Consider the following 20,623-nt stretch of genomic DNA (forward strand, 5'->3'; position numbering starts at 1 on the left):
TCTCTTAGAGTGCTGTGGCCTAACCGTTCACGATTTGATAGAAGCGACGTACTGATAGAAGGTGCTTGTTTAGACGTGTGATATCGCTCATTTCCGGTTCTGAGGGATTGTATCCCGTTTCTGAACGGCTTTTAGGACGAGTTCTCTGAACTAACCAAACCACGTTCTATTCGGCAACATCTCGTCGAACCGACTCTTCAGCGTGAAGAAGATCGAATCATATAGATTAAAATGAACGACACGTGTTTAATGCTCAAGAGATGTCCAGTCGATGGCGACTCCGGTCAGCTGATCTAGAATTAGGCGGACTCATTCCGGACACGTACTCGATATTTGACCCAGGATCTAACCCTAAGGATATCATAGTTTGGCAGCCAAGTGGCGCGATTGACAATATCACCACTCTACCGACGCCCGAACCTATACTTCAGGCGAAGGCCGAGCAGTTCCTCCACCGAGCAGTCGAAAGCGAGTGCTATCTCGGGGCAGCCCCCGAATGGGCCTACAATATCGAGTGGATCACAGACCATACGGACTATCTTTTTGCAGCGGACAGTCCGTTGTTCGTGTTGGGGTGTGCGCCCATTCGGGACAGCACCAGACGAGAAGTTATTGCGACCTTGGAAGACGAGTACAATTACGATGTCTACGAGGCTACTGATGTAGACTGCAGCGCTGATGAATTCCTGACGCCGACTATTATCCCAATACAGGCGGCAGCTCGGCAGGACAGCGACGACGGTGCGGTGCTTGTCCAATATAAGAACCATTCCATGAGCGATGGAGTGCTTGCGAACGAGCAGGCGAACTTAGCCACGGGAGACCGCATTTGGAAGATTGACCCACGCCATGCCCCCACTGTCATTAGCTGGACCTGCTCGGATATTATGGACGGGGAACTGCGTGAGGACGTCGAAAGCTTCGCACGAGAGTTCGATACCGTCGTGGTTCACGTCCAGTGCAACCCCGGGCCGTTTAATGAAACATGGGTCGATTTCCGGAATCAGATATTCGATGGATCGGACAACAAAGTTACATACGTTTGTGCTAACTGGGCGAGTGATACATTCGATACTGAAGACGAAGAGTTCGGTTACTCCGGGGTCTATACGAAGGCCAAACGTCGATCTCCACTGGATCGGTACGATACGACGTACGAGAATGGTGGCTTGGTTGGAACGAAACCGAGCTATCGATGTGACTATGTTTGGCTAATGCCAAATGACGTTGTCAGCCGTATACAGTTCAAGCGGCCAAATCCAGGGACGACTGGGGCTGGGGCACCTTCCTTCTCCTTACCACGTGTGTATCAGACATGGACCTGGGATTCAAGCGCAAGTACGTATCTTGAGGATTGTCCGGGTGTGCCTGAGTGTAACGATACAACGTATAATTCATGGCTCTCGCAACTCCCTGATTCGCACCTTGCACGAGAACTGATGGCAGCGATCGCGTTAGGGAAAATCGACTTCGATCGGCTTCCGAAAGAAGAGTTGGTGCCAGACATGGCATTCGACTGGGCAGCACTGGAAACTCTTACGGATGCGGACGGTGCCGAACGGCTTGGGCATGTGCTTTCGTCGCACCGTAGACGCACCGACCCATCACCAAGTGAAGAAATGGAGAGATTGGTTCATATGCTCGACAAAGCAGCTGAACTAAACATATGCATGGACGACGAATTCAGTCTCAAAGACGTCCCGATGAACGCCGAATACGAGGATAAGGATATTAAGGTGTGTCTGACTGTGCTGGACAGATGGGGGGACGTCAGTGAACAGAAGGGTGCGACGCGGCTCAGAAACTGGGTCAAAAGACGGACCGACATGCGGTTTAAGCCTCTTGTCGTCACAATGGACCGGAGCTCGGGGTTAGTCCTTAAGACACTTGAGGGCCACGAGGACGTCTCCCAGATGAATCGTGACCCTGAACGGGTCAGCAATCCGGGTGGATTAGTGAGGGTTGACCGATGACACTCGAAGAATATCTTCCAAAAGGGTTTGATGGGGACATCGAATCAGTTGAGGGAACTGTATCTCTATACGAGATAGAACATGATCGAAATACGTTCGGTGGGGAATTACTATTAGTTAGGCTTCTTGGAACAGAGTTCGACGCAGAGGAATTGCTCAAGGAGGATGTCAACAGGCTTGAGGTGAGATTCTACGATAACAAGACACCAAACCAGTGGAATATTCGGCTTATCTGGGCGTATGAGGATGATGCTCCCCCTTCTCCAAATATCCGGGATGAACTGGAAAACGACACTCGGTTCGCGATCCGGCGCTGTGTGCCCGTTGACAACCTAGCGGACTTCGTCGCACCCTTACAGACGAGTCGAGCCAAACTTGAGAACATCACCAGCCACTTCGACCGCAGTGAACTAATTGAGAATATCATTGACCAGGATCTCGAATTCCTGTTCGATGATTTGAGTCGAGACGAGAAATTCGAGCGACTCAAAAACGGAACAGCCCGGAAAAAGCAAGAGACGAAGTCGGTTTCCCTGCCTGCTACGTCGGGTGATCCGCTAGATAGGTTCGTCGATTCGACTAACTTGGGTGAGTTCCGGCCAAATGCCAATTTAAACGAGGTAGATGTTGAACCGTTTACGCTCCTCTACGGGCGGAATGGGACCGGCAAAACAAGTCTGCTAGATGCTACAGCCTTCGGCTTAGTTGGTCAGATCCGCCATAATGAGAACAGAGCCGACGACTACGAGAACCTGAACGTAACACTCCAGGGAGACGCAAAGCCACTGCCGACGGATTCGGCGGCTGCCAATGATCGCGTGGCCAACTGGTTCGGGTTTCGACCACACGGGCCAGCCAACAAGCACATCGAATTTTATCGCGTTAACTACCACGAGACAGGTGCTGCCACGCGGTTTATAGAAAACGACCCCAACATTGATATCGAGCAAACACTTCGACGGCTCCTGTTCGGTGAGGAGTTGGAAGATGCGCGCAATGACAAAGAAAAACTCCGCCCACGGCTCACAAGGGAAATAGAGGAAACACAGGACCGAATCGAGGAACTCGAGAGCGACAAACGGGATATCCAAGAGATACAAGAGCGGGTTTCCGAGGTATTTTCCCATCTAAGAGTCGCTGCGGACGAGCTTTCGCCCGCGGCTAAGGCTGCCCTCTCGACCGAGCCGGACGTGCCCGACTCGGACCAGGTACGCTCCCCTGACCCTGACGACCTGAAGCAGTGGTCGAGATGGAAACAGCGGTTTTCGGACTTACAAGACTGTCTCGAGGCATTGCAGGAATTGAGTGACGACACAGAGCCACCGGAAACGCCGAGTGATCTTCGGCGAGGGATACTTAAAGCCCAAGAGGATGTCGAAAGGTTCACTGCTGAAATTGAAGACATCAAAGAACTACAAGCCGAGCGTGCTCATCTGACCGATCTCAAAGACAATTTGAGCCAATCAACGCAAGGGTTTCCTGCCTCTGTCGGTCTTGTTGCCCTCATTCTGCGCTCACACGGGCTCAACACAGATGATATGACAATCTTACAAAAAGGTCTTGACGAGGCACTTGAATCCGATATGGACCCTGTGAGGACCGGTTCAATCGACGAGTGGCGGGACGACGCCAGCAAGCACGTGACCCAGCGGTTGAAGGCGCTTCGAGATCAGAAAGCGAACATCGAGAAACTTGATGAACTGGACAAACAGCGTCGCGAGCTTCAGGCCCAAATCCGGAACAAGACCGAGGAGTACCTCTCGATAACTGACGATACGCACTATTGTCCTGCATGCTACACAGAACAGGACAGGGGTGCGATATTAAATCGAGAGAAACCGGAGCAGCTTCACGGCGATCCCTCAGAGGGTGTTCCAGACACCCTTCTCGACCGGATTGCAGCATTGGAGCGGGCCCAAAGCATCTTAGATAAGCCGCTCTGGGAGGACGTTGATTACGACGTCTCCGTGCGCTTCAGTGACACTGGCGGGATGGACGCCTTCCGAGATCTATGGCGTAGCTTCGGAGATGAGGCGAAAGCTCCGACCACAGTCCCTAGTGTGACCACTGCCACCGTGAACGCCTTCGCTACTGCACTCCGAGAAACTCCTGATGACTCTTCTGGTTCGCCCCCGGTTGAACAAGTCATTGAATCCCGAATCAAAGACTTGGAGACCTCAATATCCGATTTGACGGCTGCTATTCCGGCAGTAGCTGGACCAGAGGCTGATGTGAAACAACTGGAAGAGCACTATCAACGTCTGACCGATGACATCAGTGCTAGCCAAGACATCTTGGAGGAGTATTGGCATGGTAATTCCCGACATCAGCGACTTGATGTCGAAAGCGATTACCGCGTCCTCAAGCGTGCACTGGCCGAAGTCGAACGTAACCCCTCCGCATTAGAGGGACCCAGTCACTACGACGACCAACTTAGCGATATAGATTCCCAACTTTCGGAGTTGTGCGAGACAGTCGAAAACTGTCGGGACGGTGTCGAGCGTCTCGAAACCGCGTTTGAGGGGTCCGGCGGTGAAGAGGAACTCAAAAGTCTCGTCACTGATCACATGACTGTCATTTCGACGCTATTCAAAGCGTTTCAGCGTCCCTACGAGTTCGAGCGGGTACGATACGAAGAGAATCGTGTCGTCGTTGAGCGGCGTGGTGAGGAAGGACTGGCACCAATAACAGCCATGAGTTCTGGTCAACGGGCGGCACTGGCTTTGGCGATATTCGTTACGAACAACATCGCGCACAAACGAGCGCCAGCACTGATGATGCTAGACGAACCGTTCGCGCATCTTGATGACATCAACACGGTGTCGTTTTTTAACTTGCTTATCGAGTTAGCGAGAACGGGTAAGCGGCAGATCCTTTTCGCGACCGCGAATGCGGATATCGCAGACTTGTTGCAGCGGAAGGTGGGCGAGTCCAAGGACTTCGCCAGGGTTGATATTCCAGTTACAAGCCCAACACACAACACGGAATAATCAACTGTAAGACCGAGCTCAGCCGCTATGTGGCTGGTGACTATAGGTGGCGGCTCTGGAGCCTTGTTAAAGCCCACAACCAGTGATAGGCTTCGACCGAAGTGATGGATACCTCCCTTAAGTAGACCGTTTGTATCCGTCGATAATAGCTACAATAAAGTCTCTAAGTCCAAACCAGCGACCTGAATAGGAGTACTGAATCTCCATAATCAAATGCCAGCTGAGCATAGATTGCTAAGTTGAGCTGAAACTACAATTCACGTTGGACTGTGTAGATTTTCTGTCGGGCATCATCCGTGGAATATCGTGAGTTGATTTGACCTTGCTTTTCGAGACGATCTAGGGCAAACGAGGCCGTCCCTGGATGTAGTCGGCCGTGATCACAAATCTCCGCTCTTGTTTGTGGGCCATTTGTTTGCAGCAGCACCAACACCAATTTGGCACTCGGTGGAAGCTCTGCGTTCTGTTCGTCGATCTCGAGTTCGGCTGCATCTTTCGTTGTTGGCATATCAGAGGTCTCTCTCGGAGGAGGAGGCAAATCCAGTTTTAGCTCCATTTAAGGGTGTTTCTGAATAGGAGCGCGCATTGTGTGCGATGTTGACTTCAATACGAGCAGACGTTCCTGGATTTGCCATTGAACTTGTTCACCACAGGGCGCAACCGATCCGAACTCGTCCGCTCTCTGTGAGAGGGGAGCGAGAGGCGGTGCACCCACCGCTAATCGCTTCTAAATTCACACGACTACTGCAATGGAGGTTACAGCGCCTGAAAGGGCGGTGGAACACCGCGCTGGAAATAATCCATCTCTACTGGTCCTCCCCCTCTCGGGTTGTGGTGAACTTGTTTACAGCCTCCGGATCGGAGTGAAGCGCTTCACAGTCAACGACGATCGCCTTTGTCTGTTTGTTCGCGTCTATCTCGACGTTCCCAAACTGACGGTCTCTAGCTTCTGTGCGAGTAATGACCCAGTGGTGCTTCTCTGGGAGATCATCAATTAGGTCGTACGCGTAGCGTCTCGAGACACCAGTTGCACCGACGATGTCGCGCGCGGTGAGGACAACTGCACCTTGATCCTTTTTGCGGAGATTCTCTGCTTTCGCGACGATCTGACGTATCTTTCCGTCCTTCGTAGATTTACCGCCTTCAACAACGTTGACTCGGGCTTCGAGTGCAGTGAGTCGTTGTCGCAGTTCGTCGTTCTCGCGTTTGAGGTCACCAATACGATCATCGGTTTCCTCACGCCAGTTGAAGAACGAATCCAGACGCTGCTCAGTTATTGTGAGTCGTGTCTCTGCGTCCTGGAGGCGGTCGAGAAGCGACCGGAGCAACTCCTTTGCCTCGTCGGTGGTACGCGGAATCGAACTGGAGCTCACGCGATCACCCCCATCTGTTCGGCGGCGACGTCGAGGTGTGCGATTGTAAGTTGGCCATCGCCGGCGTCAATCATTGCGAGAGTAGCTCGACTGGTGAGTTCGACAATCTCCTCGCGGCTGATGACATCGTACCGATCGGCGAGCGCACACGGCTGACCTGCCGGGGCGAACTGGATCGCAGCTTCCCGAAGTCGGGCGTCCCAGAGGTCCTGGACGTCGCTCATCGGTAAGCCACCTCGCGCGCACCAAAAGATTGGTCACAACCCAGATATGTAGGGCGCTGACCGATGAAGTCAAACATCGCCTTCACGCCACGACACCCCGGTTATCGCCGGTGAAACCGGTATTCGGTCTATCCGCTGTTTGGTGGTGGACTATGTAAAATTTCTGAGTAGTCCCGGGCGGATTCGAACCGCCGTCAGCGGCTCCAAAGGCCGCTATGATTGGCCACTACACCACGGGACTCCAGTATCCGCTTGCGCGCGTAATGGCTTATGGGTTATTGTTCTGTTCGAGTGACCGACCGTACGCACACCCTACCGTTCGAGAAGGGGAGACGGTACATAATAATCGAGGGTAACGAAAGCAGACAGGTGTCTGACTGAGATTCATTAGGCTCCAGTTTGTGGTATACTCCATGTCGCATGCTCCGTATCGGTCGCAGTCAACGTCCTCGGACACTGGTCTGTCGCCGATCAGTGTCGCACTCCTCACGTCGGGGGGGATTATGTTTACGAGTGGTGCAACCGCTGCCGTCCTCTCGGTTCCGAGAGCAGTCACCATCGCGTACTATCTCTCTACGATAATCGTCGTCTGCGTCTCGCTGTCCCTCGGTGTCGCAACGCTTCGCGCTCGCCGATCGAACGCGTCCGGACGCTCGAAAACGTCCGCGAGCAGGAACGTCGGTGGACGCGCTCGACGGCGACGGGCGGGCACCCAGAGTCGAGCGACGCTGGTCCTCGAGCGCGTTCAGCGACTCGTCGGCGCGGTCGCAGAACAGGTTTCGGCGGCGACGAACCGCAACCAGCGAGACCGGTTGTAACTGCCGAATTCGGCTTCTTTTCGAGCGGTCGGCGGGTGATCGACCAGCGGTATGCACGGGATAACTATCAGGATGTTACTGTATTTTCCGCGTACGTTCACGCAATGATGATCGCGAACAGGGTCAGACGACTGTTTGGCGGGGGAGAACCGGGAGAACCGTACGAGTGTGGCTGTTGTGGCCGACGATTCGATCTGAACAGACAGTCGTGTACCGACTGCGGATCGTATCTGGTCGAACGGCGAACCTACGACGACCTCCTCGCAGCAGATCAGTCGGCCTGACCGCTCGCCTCGAGTTCGAGGTACTCACAGCAGTCGGCTTCGGCGTCGAAGCAGTCGGGACACTCGCTTCGGCGGTCGATGATCGTATCGAGGCGGTCGGCGACCGTGTCGTCGATAACGCTCTCGAGCGCGCGGGCCTCCTCGCGGAACTCCTCGACCTCGAGGACGTTCGCGAGGAAGCGCTCGATGATGCAGTACGTCTGGAGCGCGTCGTGTGCGCGGGCGAGACCGTCGTCGGTTAGCCGTGCGCCCTTGTACTTCTCGTGTTCGACGAGACCGCGGGACTCGAGTTTGCCCACCATCTCGTTGACGCTGGCCGGACTCACCTCGAGCATCTCCGCGAGGGTGCCGGTCGACGCCGGCCCGTCCTCGAGACGCTGTGCGAGATAGACCGCCTTCAGGTACTGGTCTGCCGTGTTCATTCGTAGCCCCCGTCGGTCGCTGTCTCCGTTCGTCGGCACTCGCTACCCTCGGTCGACAGTTCGTCGGTCATGCCCGCCGCTCCATGATGTCGGTAACGTCCTCGACGCCCTCCTTTTCCTCCTCGCGGATCTCGGACAGCGTCTCGAGGACTCGGTCGCGGTCGACGGCGAACTCTCCGTCGGAGGCCTCGATCGCCTCGATCAGGTCGTCGTAGAACTTGTAGGCCGTCTCCTCGTTGCACAGCTGGTCGTAGAGGACGCCGTCGGTGTCCTCCGGCGGGCCGTACCGGGCGTCGACCAGGGCGTTGATCTCCTCGTAGGCCACCGTCTCGGCGTCGAGATCGTCGATCAGCGCCTCGAGGCGCTCGCGGTGTTCGGCGGACTCCTCGGTCGCCTCGGCGAGCAGCTCTCGGACCTCCTCGTCGATCGCCTCCCGTTCGGCTTCGGGGAGCGACTCGAGGTGGTGGGCGGCGCGGGATTCGACGACCTCCTCCAAGACTACCCCGATCTGCAGCAGTCGGGTGAGCTGGTGGTCGCTCGAGACGCGCTGTCCCAGACTCATACCCATCGGTCCGGGCCGGTGATACGTAACGCTTCCTACTCGCTGACTCGAGTCAGGTGACGAAGTGTGACCGTCGTCACTCGCGGGCGAGAGATCGGAGAAAGCGGAGCCGACTTACTCGCGCAGGCGTTCCTGAACGAGGTCTTCCAGGTCGTCGCGGAGCTCCTCGACGGCGATCTCCTCGAGCACGGGCACGAAGAAGCCCTCGACGAGCATGTTACGTGCGTCGCGCGGGGAGACACCGCGGGAGGTCATGTACAGCAGATCCTCCTCGTCGATCTGGCCGACGGTCGCGGAGTGGCTGGCCTCGGTGTCGTGGTTGTTAATGATGAGCTTCGGCGAGGCGTCGGCCTCGGACTCGTCGCTCAGCATGAGGGTGTTCTCGCGCTGGTAGGAGCTCGTGTCCCAGGCGTCGCGGCCGACGTCCTGGACGCCCTCGTACACCGAGCGGGAGACGTCGTCGGTGACGCCGCGGGTGACGAGGTCCGCGGTGGTGTGCTCGGCGCGGTGCCAGACCTTGACGTCTAAGTCGAAGTGCTGGTCGTTGTGGCCGTAGAAGGCGCCGACGATCTGCGTCTCGGAGCTGTCGCCAGCGAGTTCCGTCGAGGTCTCGGTCTTCGTGAGCTTGGTGCCGATGTTACCCTCGATCCAGTCGATGGTCGCGTACGTGTCGGTGACGCCGCGCTTGCACGTGAAGTTGTAGGAGTCCTCCGAGAGGTTCTGGAGGCTGCCGTACTGGACGTAGCTGTTCTCGCCGGCGACGATCTCGACGATACCGCTGTAGTAACGCTCGCCGCCCTCGCGGGGGACGGTGCCGCTGGCTCGCTCCTCGCCGTCTCGGACCTCGCCCTCGTCGCCGGTCGACTGGCGCTCGAGGATCGTCACCGAACTCGACTCCTCGGTGACGACGAGCGTGTAGTTGAACAGCGACTGGGAGTTCATCTCGGTCCGAATCGTCACGTCCTCTGCGTCGACGCCCTCGGGGACGTAGATCACGGTACCGGTACTGAACAGCGCCGTCGACAGCGCGGTCAGGTAGTTCTCCTGTGGGTCGACGATGCTACCGAAGTGTTCCTTCAGGAGGTCTTCGTGCTCGTCGACCGCCTCGGCCCACGAGAGGACGTCGATCTCGTCGGGGCCGACCTGATCTTTCTTCTCGGCCCAGTTCAGCGGATCGACGAACGACTCGAAGTCGAGGTCGTGGAGGTTCGTCCAGTCCCGCCCGGGCGTTCGGATGACCTTCGGCATGTCGAGGTCGTCGAGCGCGGCGAGCGCCTCGAGACGCGTCTCGAGCAGCCACTCGGGCTCCTCGAGATCGCCGCTGATCTCGCGTACCTGTGCTTCCGTCAGATTGGCGTGTACCTGCGTCGTGCTCATGTTATCCGAGGCTTCCCTCCATCTCGAGTTCGATGAGGCGGTTGAGTTCGACCGCGTACTCGATCGGCAGTTCCTCCGTGATCGGCTCGATGAAGCCGGCGACGATCATCTTCTTGGCGTCGTCGTCGTCCAGGCCGCGGCTCTGGAGGTAGAAGATGTCTTCGTCGCCGATCTTCCCGACAGTAGCCTCGTGGGCGACGTCGACCTTCGACTCCTCGATCTCCATGTACGGCATGGTGTCGGAGGTCGACTCGTTGTCGAACATCAGCGCGTCACACTCCACCGCAGTCGAGGAGTTTTCGGCGCCGTCGGCGATATGGACGAGGCCGCGGTAGTTGGTGCGGCCGCCGTCCTTCGAGATCGACTTGGACTCGATCGTCGACTTCGTGTTCGGCGCGTTGTGGTAGACCTTCGCACCGGTGTCGATGTCCTGGCCCTCGCCGGCGAAGGCGATGGTGATGTGGGTGTCAGTCGCGCCGCGACCCTTGAGGATCGAGCACGGGTAGAGCATGGTGGCCTTCGATCCCATCGAGCCCGAAACCCACTCCATGGTGCCGTTCTCCTCGACGATCGCGCGCTTGGTGTTGAGGTTGAACGTGTTCTTCGACCAGTTTTGTACGGTGGAGTACTGGACGTGAGCGTCCTCCTTGACGAAGACCTCGACGCCGCCGCTGTGGAGGTTGTGCTTGCCGTACTTCGGCGCGGAACAGCCCTCGATGTAGTGGACCTCGCTACCGGGTTCGGCGACGATGAGCGTGTGCTCGAACTGGCCCATCCCCTCGGAGTTCATCCGGAAGTACGCCTGGACGGGCATCTCGACGGTGACGTCCTCGGGGACGTAGACGAAGCTCCCGCCGGACCAGACGGCGCCGTGGAGCGCGGCGAACTTGTTGTCGCTCGGCGGGACGCAGGTCGTCATGAAGTGCTCCTTGACGATCTCGGGGTGGTCCTTGACCGCCTGGTCCATGTTCATGAAGATGACGCCCTTCTCCTCCCACTGGTCCTGCATGTTCTGGTAGACGATCTCGGACTCGTACTGGGCGCCGACGCCCGAGAGCGCCTTCCGCTCGGCTTCCGGGATGCCGAGCTTCTCGAAGGTGTCCTTGATGTCGTCCGGGAGTTCGTCCCAGTCGTCGACGCCCTCGCGCTTGTCGACGTCCGGGCGGATGTAGGGAACGATCTCTTCGACGTCGAGTTCGGAGAGGTCGGGCTGGCCGGGCCAGTCGGTCGGCATCGGCATCGCGTGGTACTGCTTGAGCGCGCGGAGACGCCGCTCGAGCATCCACTCCGGTTCGTCCTTGTCCTCGGAGATCATGCGAATGACCTCCTCGGTCAGGCCCTTCTCGGACGTGACCGCGGCGCGCTGTTCCTGCTTGAAGTCGAAACGGGCCTCGGTGTCCGTCTCTTTGAGGTGATCTTGATCGGAACTCATGGTGTGTATCTAGTGGTGGTTACGGCTCTAGGGTTATACCCGTTCTTCTAGTCGAATCCGGTTACGCGGTCTCGTAGACCTCTTCGCGGACCCAGTCGTACCCCTTGTCCTCGAGCTCTTCGGCGAGGGAGGCGTCGCCGCTCTTGACGACCTTCCCGTCGAGCATGATGTGGACGCGGTCGGGTTCGACGTAGTCTAAGATCCGCTGGTAGTGGGTAATCTGGAGGATGCCGGTGCCCTGCTCGTCGCGCAGCTTGTTGATCCCTGTGGAGACATCCTGGAGACGGTCGATGTCCAGTCCGGAGTCGATCTCGTCGAGCACGGCGACCGACGGCTCGAGGATCGCAGCCTGGAGCACCTCGTTCTGTTTCTTCTCGCCGCCGGAGAAGCCGGCGTTGAGGTAGCGCTGGGCGAACTTCTCGTCCATGTCCAGCTGGGCCATCTTTTCGGAGAGGATCTCCTGGAACTCGGCGACGCCGACTTCGCCCTCGTCGACGGGGCCTTCCATCGGCGACGTCGCGGGGACGTCGTCCTCCGCTTCCTCGTCGTCGTCCTCGCCCTCCTCGAAGAGCTCCTCTCGTTCCTCGATCTTGGCGTTCAGCGCCGTCCGGAGGAAGTTCGTCATCGTGACGCCGTCGATCTCGGCCGGGTACTGGAAGCCGAGGAAGACGCCGAGTGCGGCGCGCTCGTTGGGCTCGAGGTCGAGGAGGTTCCAGGTGCGCTTCTCGGCGGGGATCTCGAAGTCCTCGCCGAACTCGTCTTCATCGAGGTGGATCAGAACCTCGCCGTCGGTGACCTCGTAGGCCGGGTGGCCGGCGATGACCTTCGCCGTCGTCGACTTCCCGGAGCCGTTCGGGCCCATCAGCGCGTGGATCTCGCCCGATTCGACCTCGAGGTCGACGCCGCGCAGGATCTTCTCGCCGCCCTCCGCCACTTCCGCGTGTAGGTTTTTGAGTTGGAGTCGTGCCATCTGCGGATTACCTCTGTCGTTCGGACGGTGGGTCGTCGGACTCATAACGGTTTCGTGTCTGACTGCATACGCTGCCGAATGTAGAAGATAATTTTTTGAATCGGAAAGCGACCGGCGGGGAAGTGTCGACGGCGGTACCCAACCGTCTCGCCATCAGTCGGGCGGCGAGTCCGGTTACATGAAGCTGTCCAGGCCCGTCTGCTGCTGACCGCTTTTGACCTCCTCCCAGCTCACGCCCAACGCCTCGAGAATGCGCTCGATCGGCCCCTCGAGGGTCTTCTCGAGCATCGTCTCGTAGTCGATCTCGAACTCCTCGGGGATCTGGTCTTCGTACTCGAAACAGATCACGTCCGGGTCGCGCTTGAACGCCCCGTAGACGAGGTCGCTGCGGGCGTCGAACCCCTCCTCGTCCTCGAGACGACGGAAGAAGGCCGGATCGACCCGCTCGAGGTAGAGCCGCTTCGGCTTGCTCCCGCGCTGGAAGTTCGTCCCCAACATGGCGTTGGCGTACTTCGCGCCGCGGACTTGGGCCGTGTCGGTGTCGTAGTTTCCGAGGCGCTTGCCGATTCCGCCGGGGATAGCGATCTCCTCGAGGCTGACCTCCCCCTCGAGGAACTCCTCGATAACCTCGTTAACGTACTCCTTGACGCCCTCGATGTCACCCTCCTTGACGACCATCTCGATCACGCGGTGCTGTACCTCCTTCGTGATCGGCGCGATATCCGAGCGCTTGTACTCGAAGCCGGTGATGTCGACGTCGTCGACATCCGCGCCCTCCTTCCAGATGATGTGGCCGGCGTAGCGCTTCTTCGTACCGGCCTGGAAGAAGCGCCGGTAGAGCTTCTCGAACTCGATCTGGAAGCGATGTTCCTCGGCGTTCAGATCCTCGACCGCGAAGTCGTCGTAGCGGCCGTTGACGTACTCCTCGATCTCGAAGGACTGCTCGATTGCCTCCTCCTTCGAAACGTCGGGGCCGAGCTCGAGCATGACGCTGTCGGTGTCGCCGTATGCGACGTCGTAGCCGATCTCGTTCGACGCCTCCTCGGTGAACTCGATCACCTCGCGGCCGGTCGCGGTGATCGCCGCTGCTGCTTCCTTGTCGTACAGGCGGAACCGATCCCACCCCGACACGCCGTACAGCGAGTTCATGATTACCTTCACCGCCCCCTGCTGGCGATCGTACTGCTCGTACGCCGGAGTGTCGGGCTCGTGTTCGTTGCGCAGCGATTTCTTCTCCTCTCGCTCCGCTAACAGCTCGTTGATCATTTCCCGCATGACGCCGTCCGGCTTCTGGCGGAAGTGCGTTCCCGAGGGGGCGACGTGGGTCTCTCCGTCGTAGCGCTCAGGGTCGACTTTCGTCTCCGGCGAGGCGTTGATCGTCACCATGCACATCGGGTACAGGCTCTTCAGGTCGAGCACCGTGACGTTCTCCTTGACCCCCGTGATGGGGTCGAAGACGGCCCCGCCCTCGTACTCCTCGCCGGCTTCCTGCTGGCCTTTCGAGGGGAGTGCGAACTGCCCGTGGGCCTCGTGGAGGACGTACATGTCCACCGCGTCGCCGGGCGTCGGCGCGTCCTCTAACTTGCAGCCGACAAACGATCGTACCTCGTTCCAGAAGGCGACGATCTGCTGCTGGCGGTCGAGTTCCACGCAGAGTTCGACGTCCCGGAGGTTGTACTCGAGTAGCTTCGTCGGGTCGTCCTCCCAGAGGTCGCCGATCTTGCCGGCGTACCGCTCTTTCCCCACACCGAGTTCGGCTTCGCCGACGGCGTCGAGCCGGTAGGAGTCGAGTTCGGAGAAGACCATCCGCTGGTAGCCATAGAGCAGGTCGAAGACGACCCGCCCCTTGATGTCGGGACCGCCCCAGTTGCTCCGCCAGACCTCGTCGACCCGCGAGAGCCGGTCGACCTCGAGGTCGTAGTCGTGGTGGGGACCCTGCAGTTCCTCGAGGCGGTCGAGGAAGTACGGCGCGTCGAAGTCGTCGAAGTTCCAGCCGGTGAGGACGTCCGCGTCGGTCTCGCGGACGTAGTCGACGAACGCCTCGAGCATCGCCTCCTCCTCTTCGAAGCTGCGCACCTGGTGGTCGATCGCCCCCTCGATCGGCTCGTACTCCTCGATAGCGTCCGGAACCGTACCGTCACCGACGGGCGCCTCGTACAACCACATGACGTACTCGTCGCGGTAGGAGTCGTGGCTCGTGAGACAGACGATCGGCTCCTCGCCCTCCTCGGGAAAGCCCGAGCGGTCGTCGACCTCGATGTCGAACGTCAGCACGCGCGGCTCGGCGTCGACGGCGGCCGCCTCGACCTCCTCGTGCGGGACCACGAGCGAGTCGTCTTCAGCCCGACGCTCGGGCACCCGGATGCCGCTCCGAACGTCCTTGTCGATCAGAAACCGGTTCGGAAAGAGGATGTCGGCCTCGTAATGTTCGAAGTCGTCCCGGACCTTCCCGACGTCCCGCGGGGTCTGTCCGAATATCTTCGTCAGTTTCTCCCCGCGGATGCTCTCGTACGGTTCGCCGTCCTCACCGACCTCGCGGCTGCCGGTCAGTCGGTCGTACTGCTCCTCCGGCGGACGCTCGAGCGTCGCCGTCGGCGCGTAGAAGTAGGGTCGAAAGCCGACGACCTGAATGTGCTCGAGTTCGCCCTCCGGGGTGCGCCCGAACACGTGCATGATCGGCTGTTCGTCGTCGCCGTAGCCGGCGATCGTGTAGTCGACCTGCATCACGGCGAGTTCGAGGTGGCCATCGGCTTCGGGCAGCGTCTCCTCGACGACGTCGATCACGTCGACGGCCCGGGAGCCGCCGTTACCCGCGACAGCAACCGCCTCCTCGTCGGGTCGTCGCTCGGCGTCGCTCGCGAACGCCTCGAGCCCCGTTTGCCCCGCATCAGTCATGGTGTTCGGGTTCGAAGTCGGTGGATAAAAACCCCTGCAATCCCACGTCCCGACGGCGGACCGATCCGATACCTTACAGGAGTCACAAAACATTTAATGTGGTAACACACATCATAGTACGAGGCGATCGATGTGTCCACCCGAGTGAACAACGATGGTATGACGGACGACGGTGAACTGCGCGGAGAGCCGGACGGGACCGAGACGATCGAGTCCTACGAGACCGACGACGGCATCGTCTTCTACGACGCCGAGAACCCGCTCGCGTGGGTGGAAACGACCCGCTCGCTCCCACTCAAGGACGTCGCCTGAGCGCGAACCAGCGACGAACGCCAACGCTTTTCTAACGACCGAGCGTTGACTCGCGTGTGGTATTCGAGCGGACCGAACACGAGCCCGAGGAGTACGACCCCGAGGCCGAGCTGACGGATCCGGAGTCGGACTCGCTGACGATTCCGGAGGTTTCGACGGACGAGACCGACGTCCCACCGGAGCTGCTCAAGACGTTCTGGGCGATCGTACTCGTGGTCAACGCGGCGGTGCTTGCGGTTTCGCTCGGTGTACTGTTTCTCCTCTTCGAGGCCGACGTCGCCACCGGCGGCCCGTTGCTCGGCGGCGGCGTCGTCCTGTTCGGGTTCGCCGTCTACCGGTACCGATCGTTTCGTCGATCGGCCGACGCGACCGATGGAGATGACGGCGCCTCCGAAACCGAAGCCGACGATGCTGGCGACCCCGTCGACCGCTCTAACAGACCCGACTGAAAACTCATGAAGACCGCACGAGACGACGACGGCAAACGCTATCTGCTGATCAAACAGTCCGGAACGGCGAGCCTCGTTCGCGATCCGGCGACCGGAAACGAGTGTTACGTTCAGAACGACCGCCTCGAGTTCGACGAGACCGACTCCGCACTCGAGACCGCCGCAGCCGGCGTATCACCGGCGGTGCGAACGGTCGTCACGGCCGTCCACGACGACCGCACGCTCGGCTTGCTCGTCGAACTCGCCGACCGCGGCCCGCTGGGGGTCAGGACCCTGCTCGGGAGCTACGACCTGTGTGAGAGCGACCTACACGGCACCCTCACCGAACTCACTGCCGCCGGGCTGATCGAGGAGGCGGGCGTCGGCGGCGAACGCGGCTACCGGGCGACCGAGCGCTGTGTGCGGGCGCTCGAGATCCTGCGTGCGCCGGCGGCGACACCGACGCCGGCGGGTCACGACGTCGAGTAGCCGGGACTACTCCGACGCCAGCAGGGCGACCTCGGGCGGCTCCTCGCGCTCGAGTCGCGACCGGTTCGAGGTCGCGTCCTTCTCGACGCTGACGAGTTCGTCCGCCGCCCCGACGAGCTCCTCGTCGTGGCTGACGACGACGATCTGTTCGACTCCCAGCTCCCGCATCGACTCGATCAGCGACACCAGCTGCGTGACGTGGCCGGAGTCGAGAAAGACCGTCGGCTCGTCCAGTATCAGCGGCGGCATCGGCGCGGCGCCCTCGACGCCCTCAGCGAGCAGCCGGTAGATCGCACACCGCAGGCTGAGATTGAACAGCGCACGCTCGCCGCCGGAGAGCTGTTCGGGCTCGAGGGGTTCGCCGTCCTTCTGGTACACCGTCAGCCGGTACTCGCCGTCTAAGTCGATCGCGGCGTAGGAGTCGTTCTGATAGACCAGCTCGAACGTCTCGTTCAACAGCCGTTCGAGGGTCTCGACGTTTCGCTGGCGCAACTCCGACCGGAGTTCGCCGTAGGTCGTCTGGAGCGTCTCGGCTTCCTCGTACAGCGACTCGAGGTCCGCACAGCGGGCTTCGACGGCTTCGAGCCGTCCACGCAGCACCTCGAGTTCCTCGAGTTCGTTCTCGGCGGCGCCGATGGCGTTCTGGACCTCGTCGCGTCGCTCCCGCAACTCGGTCAGCTTCTCGGCGACCTGCTCGAGGTAGGCCTCCGCGTTCGTCTTCTCCTGGCGGGCCTGTGCGATCCGGTCGTCGTCGAACTCCGCCTCGAGGTCGCGCTTTCGCTCGCGTTTCTCCGAGAGCCGGGTCCGGCGCTCCTCGTTGAGTTCGTGTTTGCTCCGGCGTCGCTCGCGGCGCCCCTCGATCTCCGCCTCGAGCGATTCGATCCGGTCGGCCAGCGACGCCGCCTCGCGCAGGGACTCGAGGGCCGCCTTGTGCTCGCTGCGCTCCCGGTTGACCTCCCCCAGGTCCGCCCGCAGCTCCTCGATTTCGGTCTCGAGTTCCTCGGCGCGAGCGCGCTTGTCGGCGGCCGTCTCCGCGAGCTCTTCGGCGCGCTCGCGGAGGTCGTCACGCTGTTCGCGCCGGTCCGAGAGCGCCTCGCGTTTCTCCGCGAGCAGCTGTTCGACGTTCTCGCGGTTGCCCTCGAGGCGTTCGACTCGCCGCTCGGTCTCGCGAAGTTCCTCGGCGCGCTCGAGGCGGTCCTCGACGGTCTCGAGTTCGTCCTCGAGGTCGTCGCGCTCGCGTTCGTGTGCCTCGAGTTCCTCGCGGCGCTCCTCGAGGACGTCGACGTGGGGGGAGTCCTCGACGTCCTGACCGCACTCGGGGCACTTGCCGGCCTCGAGCAGCTCCTCGCCCTCCTCGACGGCCGCAGCCGTCGCCTCGAGCGTGGCTTGCGCGTCCGACAGCGCCGACCGGAGCTCCTCGCGCTCGTCGGCGAGTTCCGAGCGGTGGTCGGCGGCCTCGCCGAACGCGACCGGTGCGTCCTCGAACGCCGCGCGCTCGGATTCGATCTCGGCGTCGAGTTCCGACAGCGTCTCCTCGCGCTCGTCGATCGTCTCCTCGTCGGCCGCGAGGCGCTCGTCGAGCTCAGTCGCCGTCGCCCGCGCCTCCGTCGCTTCCGACTCGAGGTCGTCGGCCCGCTCTCGAAGTCGGGTCCGCTCGTCGCTCCGCTGTGAAATTTCCACGCGGAGTTCTTCGAGCCGATCCCGACGTTCCTCGTCGCCGGCCTCGAGCGCCTCGATGCGCTCGGCGACCGACTCCGCGCCGAGATCGGCGTCCGAGAGGAGCGTCGCGCGCTCGTCGCTCGCCGCCTCCCGGTCGTCCTCGAGGTCGCGGATCTCGTCTCGTAGCTCCTCGCGTTCGCTCGCGGTCGCCGCGATCGTCTCCCGGAGGTCGTCTATCTCGCCTGCGAGCCGGTCGATCTCCGCACGGGTCTCCTCGTGGCGCTCGAGGATCGTCTCGGCCTGCTCGAGGGTGTTCTCGGCCTCGCGCTGGTTGCCCTCGAAGCGGTCGATCTCCTCGCGGAGCGTCGACCGGCGGGACTCGAGGCCGTTCAGGCGTTCGTGGAGGTTCTTCTCCTCTTTGGCCGCGATACTGTCCGCGATCCCGTCCGCTTTCCCGCGGATTTCGGCGAGGACGTCCTTGACGCCGAGGCGGGCGTCGGCGGCCCGCTCGCGGTACTCCTCCAGGGCACCCAGCTGGAGCAGGTCGTCGATCATGTCCTGGCGCTCGCGGGGCGAGGCGTGGATCAGCTTGTTCACCTCGCCCTGACGGACGTACGCGCAGTTGACGAACGCGTCGGCGTCCATCCGGAGGAGTTCCGTGACCGCCGCGCGGACGTCTCGAGCCCCCTCGATCGTCCCGTCGTCGCTCTCGAGGACGCAGGTCGTCGTCGTCGCCCGGTCGCCCCGCAGTTTGAGCCGGCGCTCGACGCGGTAGTCGGCCCCGTCGTGGGTGAAGTGGAGTTCGACGGCCGCCTCCTCCTCGCCGGTGGTGATCACGTCGTCTAAGGTCCGGTCGTCGAGCGCCTTCGAGCCGTACAGCGCGAAGAACACCGCCTCGAGCAGCGTCGACTTCCCGCTGCCGTTGACGCCGTGGACGACGGTGACGCCCCGGTTCAGTCGGAGGTCGGTCTCACCGTAGCACTTGAAGTTCTCGAGGCGAATCCGGTCGACTCTCACGTGAAATCACCCATCGAAACCTGGCCGTCGTCCGCCGGCTCGTCGGACTCCCCGACCTCGGTCGGCTGGCCGCCGCTGCCGTCGGCCGATCCGCTCCCGTCAGACTCCTCGTCGACCGCGTCGTCGGGTTCGCCCGCCTCCGAACCCGTTTCGTTTTCCTCCGAGTCCCCCGAAAGCGCGTCGGCGACGGTCGTCACCGCCGCCGGGTCGCGGTCGGGGGCCGCCTCGAACGCGCCGCGGTCGTCCTCGAGCAGGCTCCGAACCCGGCGCTCGACGGTTTCCCGGAGGTTGGCGTCGACGACGTCGTCGTCGCGGACGGTGCGGTCGATCTCGAGGGCGGCGTCGCTCAGTCCGAGCTCCCGGATCCGTTCGCGGACCGCCTCGTCGGGGTCGGCGAAGCTCACCGAGACGTCCTCCGGGGCGTCCGAAAGCTCCCGGCGGTCGTTCACCCGGGCGACGAGCGCGCCGCGGTCGACCGCCAGCGTCTCGATCGTCGCGGGGGTGATCGGCCGGCCCTCGCCCTCGACAGTGACGATCACGACCGCGTCCTCGAGGTCGTACTCGCGCACCCGCTCCTGGACGCGGTCGGTGCCCTCCCCCTCGGCGAGGTCGACGTCGACGAAGACGAACTCGCGGGTCGAGTCGAGCCCGCGCCGGCGGATCGCCGGCTCCTCGCCCGCCTCGAACTCGACGATGTTGTAGCCGCGGTCCTCTCGCTCGCTCGCGCTCGCGCGCTCGGTGGAGCCGCAGTAGGTGACCCAGGTGTCGCGGACCTCTGCGGTGTCGGCCGTGTGGTTGTCACCGAGAAGGGCGGCGTCGAAGTCGACGGTCGCCGCCTCGAGCAGCTCCTCCGTGTCCCAGTCGGCGTGGGCGAACGGCTCGAACAGGCCGTGGCTCACCAGCGCCGCGTGTTCGGCGTCCGCCGGCACCGGGTCGAACTCGTACTCGAGGTCGTCCCGGCGCGAGCGGGGGACGAAGTCGAGCCCGTAGAATGCGGTGTCACCGATCAGGTGTGGCGTCGGCCCGAGGCGGGTCGCCAGCCCGAGGTCCTCGAAGAGGTCGAGCCACTGGGCGTCGCGTTTCCCCTCGTGGTTGCCGACGACCGCGAGAAAGGGGACGCCGGCGTCGGCGAGGGTTCTGAGCACGTCGACGGTTCCCTGGAGGTCGACCAGTCCCGGCCGGCGGTCGTGAAAGAGGTCCCCCGCGTGAATTACGGCGTCGACGTCCGCGTCGACCGCGTCCGCGGCCACGGTTCGGAAGGCCTCGAGAAAGTCGCGCCGTCGCTCGGGCGCGTTGTACTGCTGGTACCCGATGTGGGTGTCGCCCGTATGTATCACCCGCGTCATCTATCACCGTTTGGAGCGGTGGCCCTAAAGGGGTTCCGTGACCGAGGTGAAA

16 protein-coding genes and 1 tRNA gene are annotated in these 20,623 nt (G+C 61.3%); 5 read left to right on the forward strand and 12 right to left on the reverse strand.

Annotated elements, in window-relative coordinates; all coding sequences use genetic code 11:
- The first annotated feature begins 620 nt into the window (after positions 1 to 620).
- Positions 621 to 1,973: a hypothetical protein gene (locus NMQ11_RS04050; protein WP_255170120.1), complete on the forward strand. Its 1,353-nt coding sequence runs from the start codon at positions 621 to 623 to the stop codon at positions 1,971 to 1,973.
- On the forward strand, positions 1,970 to 4,963 hold the full coding sequence (locus NMQ11_RS04055; protein WP_255170121.1) for a hypothetical protein: 2,994 nt from the start codon (positions 1,970 to 1,972) through the stop codon (positions 4,961 to 4,963). The genes NMQ11_RS04050 and NMQ11_RS04055 overlap by 4 nt, the downstream gene beginning before the upstream one ends.
- Before the next feature lie 250 nt (positions 4,964 to 5,213).
- Here the strand turns inward: NMQ11_RS04055 and NMQ11_RS20165 are convergent, their stop codons facing one another.
- From NMQ11_RS20165 to NMQ11_RS04100, 10 genes are all read right to left on the reverse strand, one after another.
- The gene (locus NMQ11_RS20165; RefSeq protein ID WP_425607701.1) at positions 5,214 to 5,519 is read right to left on the reverse strand and encodes a MarR family transcriptional regulator; all 306 of its coding nucleotides are present in this window, start codon (positions 5,517 to 5,519) and stop codon (positions 5,214 to 5,216) included.
- A gap of 250 nt (positions 5,520 to 5,769) precedes the next feature.
- The gene (locus NMQ11_RS04060) at positions 5,770 to 6,336 is read right to left on the reverse strand and encodes a hypothetical protein (RefSeq protein WP_255170122.1); all 567 of its coding nucleotides are present in this window, start codon (positions 6,334 to 6,336) and stop codon (positions 5,770 to 5,772) included.
- Complete coding sequence (locus NMQ11_RS04065; protein ID WP_255170123.1) at positions 6,333 to 6,560, reverse strand: hypothetical protein; 228 nt, start codon at positions 6,558 to 6,560, stop codon at positions 6,333 to 6,335. Before NMQ11_RS04065 ends, NMQ11_RS04060 begins: the two co-directional genes overlap by 4 nt.
- A 168-nt stretch (positions 6,561 to 6,728) precedes the next feature.
- Positions 6,729 to 6,801 (reverse strand) — tRNA-Gln (locus tag NMQ11_RS04070).
- Positions 6,802 to 7,649: 848 nt separating this feature from the next.
- A complete protein-coding gene (locus NMQ11_RS04075) occupies positions 7,650 to 8,084 on the reverse strand; it encodes a metal-dependent transcriptional regulator (protein WP_255170124.1) in 435 nt (144 codons plus the stop codon).
- 67 nt (positions 8,085 to 8,151) lie between these two features.
- Positions 8,152 to 8,646: a M41 family metallopeptidase gene (locus tag NMQ11_RS04080; RefSeq protein WP_255170125.1), complete on the reverse strand. Its 495-nt coding sequence runs from the start codon at positions 8,644 to 8,646 to the stop codon at positions 8,152 to 8,154.
- A 114-nt stretch (positions 8,647 to 8,760) separates the two neighbouring features.
- Positions 8,761 to 10,023, reverse strand: a complete 1,263-nt coding sequence (sufD, locus tag NMQ11_RS04085; RefSeq protein WP_255170126.1) for a Fe-S cluster assembly protein SufD — start codon at positions 10,021 to 10,023, stop codon at positions 8,761 to 8,763.
- Position 10,024: 1 nt separating this feature from the next.
- Positions 10,025 to 11,455, reverse strand: a complete 1,431-nt coding sequence (gene sufB / locus NMQ11_RS04090) for a Fe-S cluster assembly protein SufB (protein ID WP_255170127.1) — start codon at positions 11,453 to 11,455, stop codon at positions 10,025 to 10,027.
- Between the two features lie 61 nt (positions 11,456 to 11,516).
- Positions 11,517 to 12,425, reverse strand: a complete 909-nt coding sequence (locus NMQ11_RS04095; protein WP_255170128.1) for an ABC transporter ATP-binding protein — start codon at positions 12,423 to 12,425, stop codon at positions 11,517 to 11,519.
- A gap of 174 nt (positions 12,426 to 12,599) precedes the next feature.
- Positions 12,600 to 15,320 (reverse strand): DNA-directed DNA polymerase, encoded by a 2,721-nt coding sequence (locus tag NMQ11_RS04100; RefSeq protein ID WP_255170129.1) that lies wholly within the window; start codon positions 15,318 to 15,320, stop codon positions 12,600 to 12,602.
- A 159-nt stretch (positions 15,321 to 15,479) separates the two neighbouring features.
- On the opposite strand from NMQ11_RS04100, the gene NMQ11_RS04105 reads away from it, so the two are divergent.
- Genes NMQ11_RS04105 through NMQ11_RS04115 form a run of 3 tightly spaced genes read left to right on the forward strand, consistent with a single transcriptional unit; the run spans position 15,480 to position 16,549 of the window.
- On the forward strand, positions 15,480 to 15,632 hold the full coding sequence (locus tag NMQ11_RS04105) for a DUF7331 family protein (protein WP_255170130.1): 153 nt from the start codon (positions 15,480 to 15,482) through the stop codon (positions 15,630 to 15,632).
- A 56-nt stretch (positions 15,633 to 15,688) separates the two neighbouring features.
- Entirely contained in the window at positions 15,689 to 16,081 is a 393-nt protein-coding gene (locus NMQ11_RS04110) for a DUF7322 domain-containing protein (RefSeq protein WP_255170131.1), read from the forward strand.
- A gap of 6 nt (positions 16,082 to 16,087) precedes the next feature.
- Positions 16,088 to 16,549 (forward strand): DUF7346 family protein, encoded by a 462-nt coding sequence (locus NMQ11_RS04115; protein WP_255170132.1) that lies wholly within the window; start codon positions 16,088 to 16,090, stop codon positions 16,547 to 16,549.
- A 6-nt stretch (positions 16,550 to 16,555) separates the two neighbouring features.
- Here the strand turns inward: NMQ11_RS04115 and rad50 are convergent, their stop codons facing one another.
- Together rad50 and mre11 are read right to left on the reverse strand one after the other, a co-directional pair.
- Complete coding sequence (gene rad50, locus NMQ11_RS04120; protein WP_255170133.1) at positions 16,556 to 19,225, reverse strand: DNA double-strand break repair ATPase Rad50; 2,670 nt, start codon at positions 19,223 to 19,225, stop codon at positions 16,556 to 16,558.
- Positions 19,222 to 20,571: a DNA double-strand break repair protein Mre11 gene (mre11, locus tag NMQ11_RS04125; RefSeq protein ID WP_255170134.1), complete on the reverse strand. Its 1,350-nt coding sequence runs from the start codon at positions 20,569 to 20,571 to the stop codon at positions 19,222 to 19,224. Before mre11 ends, rad50 begins: the two co-directional genes overlap by 4 nt.
- Positions 20,572 to 20,623: the final 52 nt, after the last annotated feature.

The organism is Natrononativus amylolyticus (assembly GCF_024362525.1).
Lineage (GTDB): Archaea > Halobacteriota > Halobacteria > Halobacteriales > Natrialbaceae > Natrononativus > Natrononativus amylolyticus.

Bases quoted from the DNA above. Each gene is read 5' to 3' on its own strand.
- NMQ11_RS04055 (WP_255170121.1), top strand. From the start codon at position 1,970: ATGACACTCGAAGAATATCTTCCAAAAGGGTTTGATGGGGACATCGAA.
- NMQ11_RS20165 (WP_425607701.1), bottom strand. From the start codon at position 5,519: ATGGAGCTAAAACTGGATTTGCCTCCTCCTCCGAGAGAGACCTCTGAT.
- NMQ11_RS04065 (WP_255170123.1), bottom strand. From the start codon at position 6,560: ATGAGCGACGTCCAGGACCTCTGGGACGCCCGACTTCGGGAAGCTGCG.
- NMQ11_RS04075 (WP_255170124.1), bottom strand. From the start codon at position 8,084: ATGAACACGGCAGACCAGTACCTGAAGGCGGTCTATCTCGCACAGCGT.
- NMQ11_RS04080 (WP_255170125.1), bottom strand. From the start codon at position 8,646: ATGAGTCTGGGACAGCGCGTCTCGAGCGACCACCAGCTCACCCGACTG.
- sufD (WP_255170126.1), bottom strand. From the start codon at position 10,023: ATGAGCACGACGCAGGTACACGCCAATCTGACGGAAGCACAGGTACGC.
- sufB (WP_255170127.1), bottom strand. From the start codon at position 11,455: ATGAGTTCCGATCAAGATCACCTCAAAGAGACGGACACCGAGGCCCGT.
- NMQ11_RS04095 (WP_255170128.1), bottom strand. From the start codon at position 12,425: ATGGCACGACTCCAACTCAAAAACCTACACGCGGAAGTGGCGGAGGGC.
- NMQ11_RS04100 (WP_255170129.1), bottom strand. From the start codon at position 15,320: ATGACTGATGCGGGGCAAACGGGGCTCGAGGCGTTCGCGAGCGACGCC.
- NMQ11_RS04105 (WP_255170130.1), top strand. From the start codon at position 15,480: ATGACGGACGACGGTGAACTGCGCGGAGAGCCGGACGGGACCGAGACG.
- NMQ11_RS04115 (WP_255170132.1), top strand. From the start codon at position 16,088: ATGAAGACCGCACGAGACGACGACGGCAAACGCTATCTGCTGATCAAA.
- mre11 (WP_255170134.1), bottom strand. From the start codon at position 20,571: ATGACGCGGGTGATACATACGGGCGACACCCACATCGGGTACCAGCAG.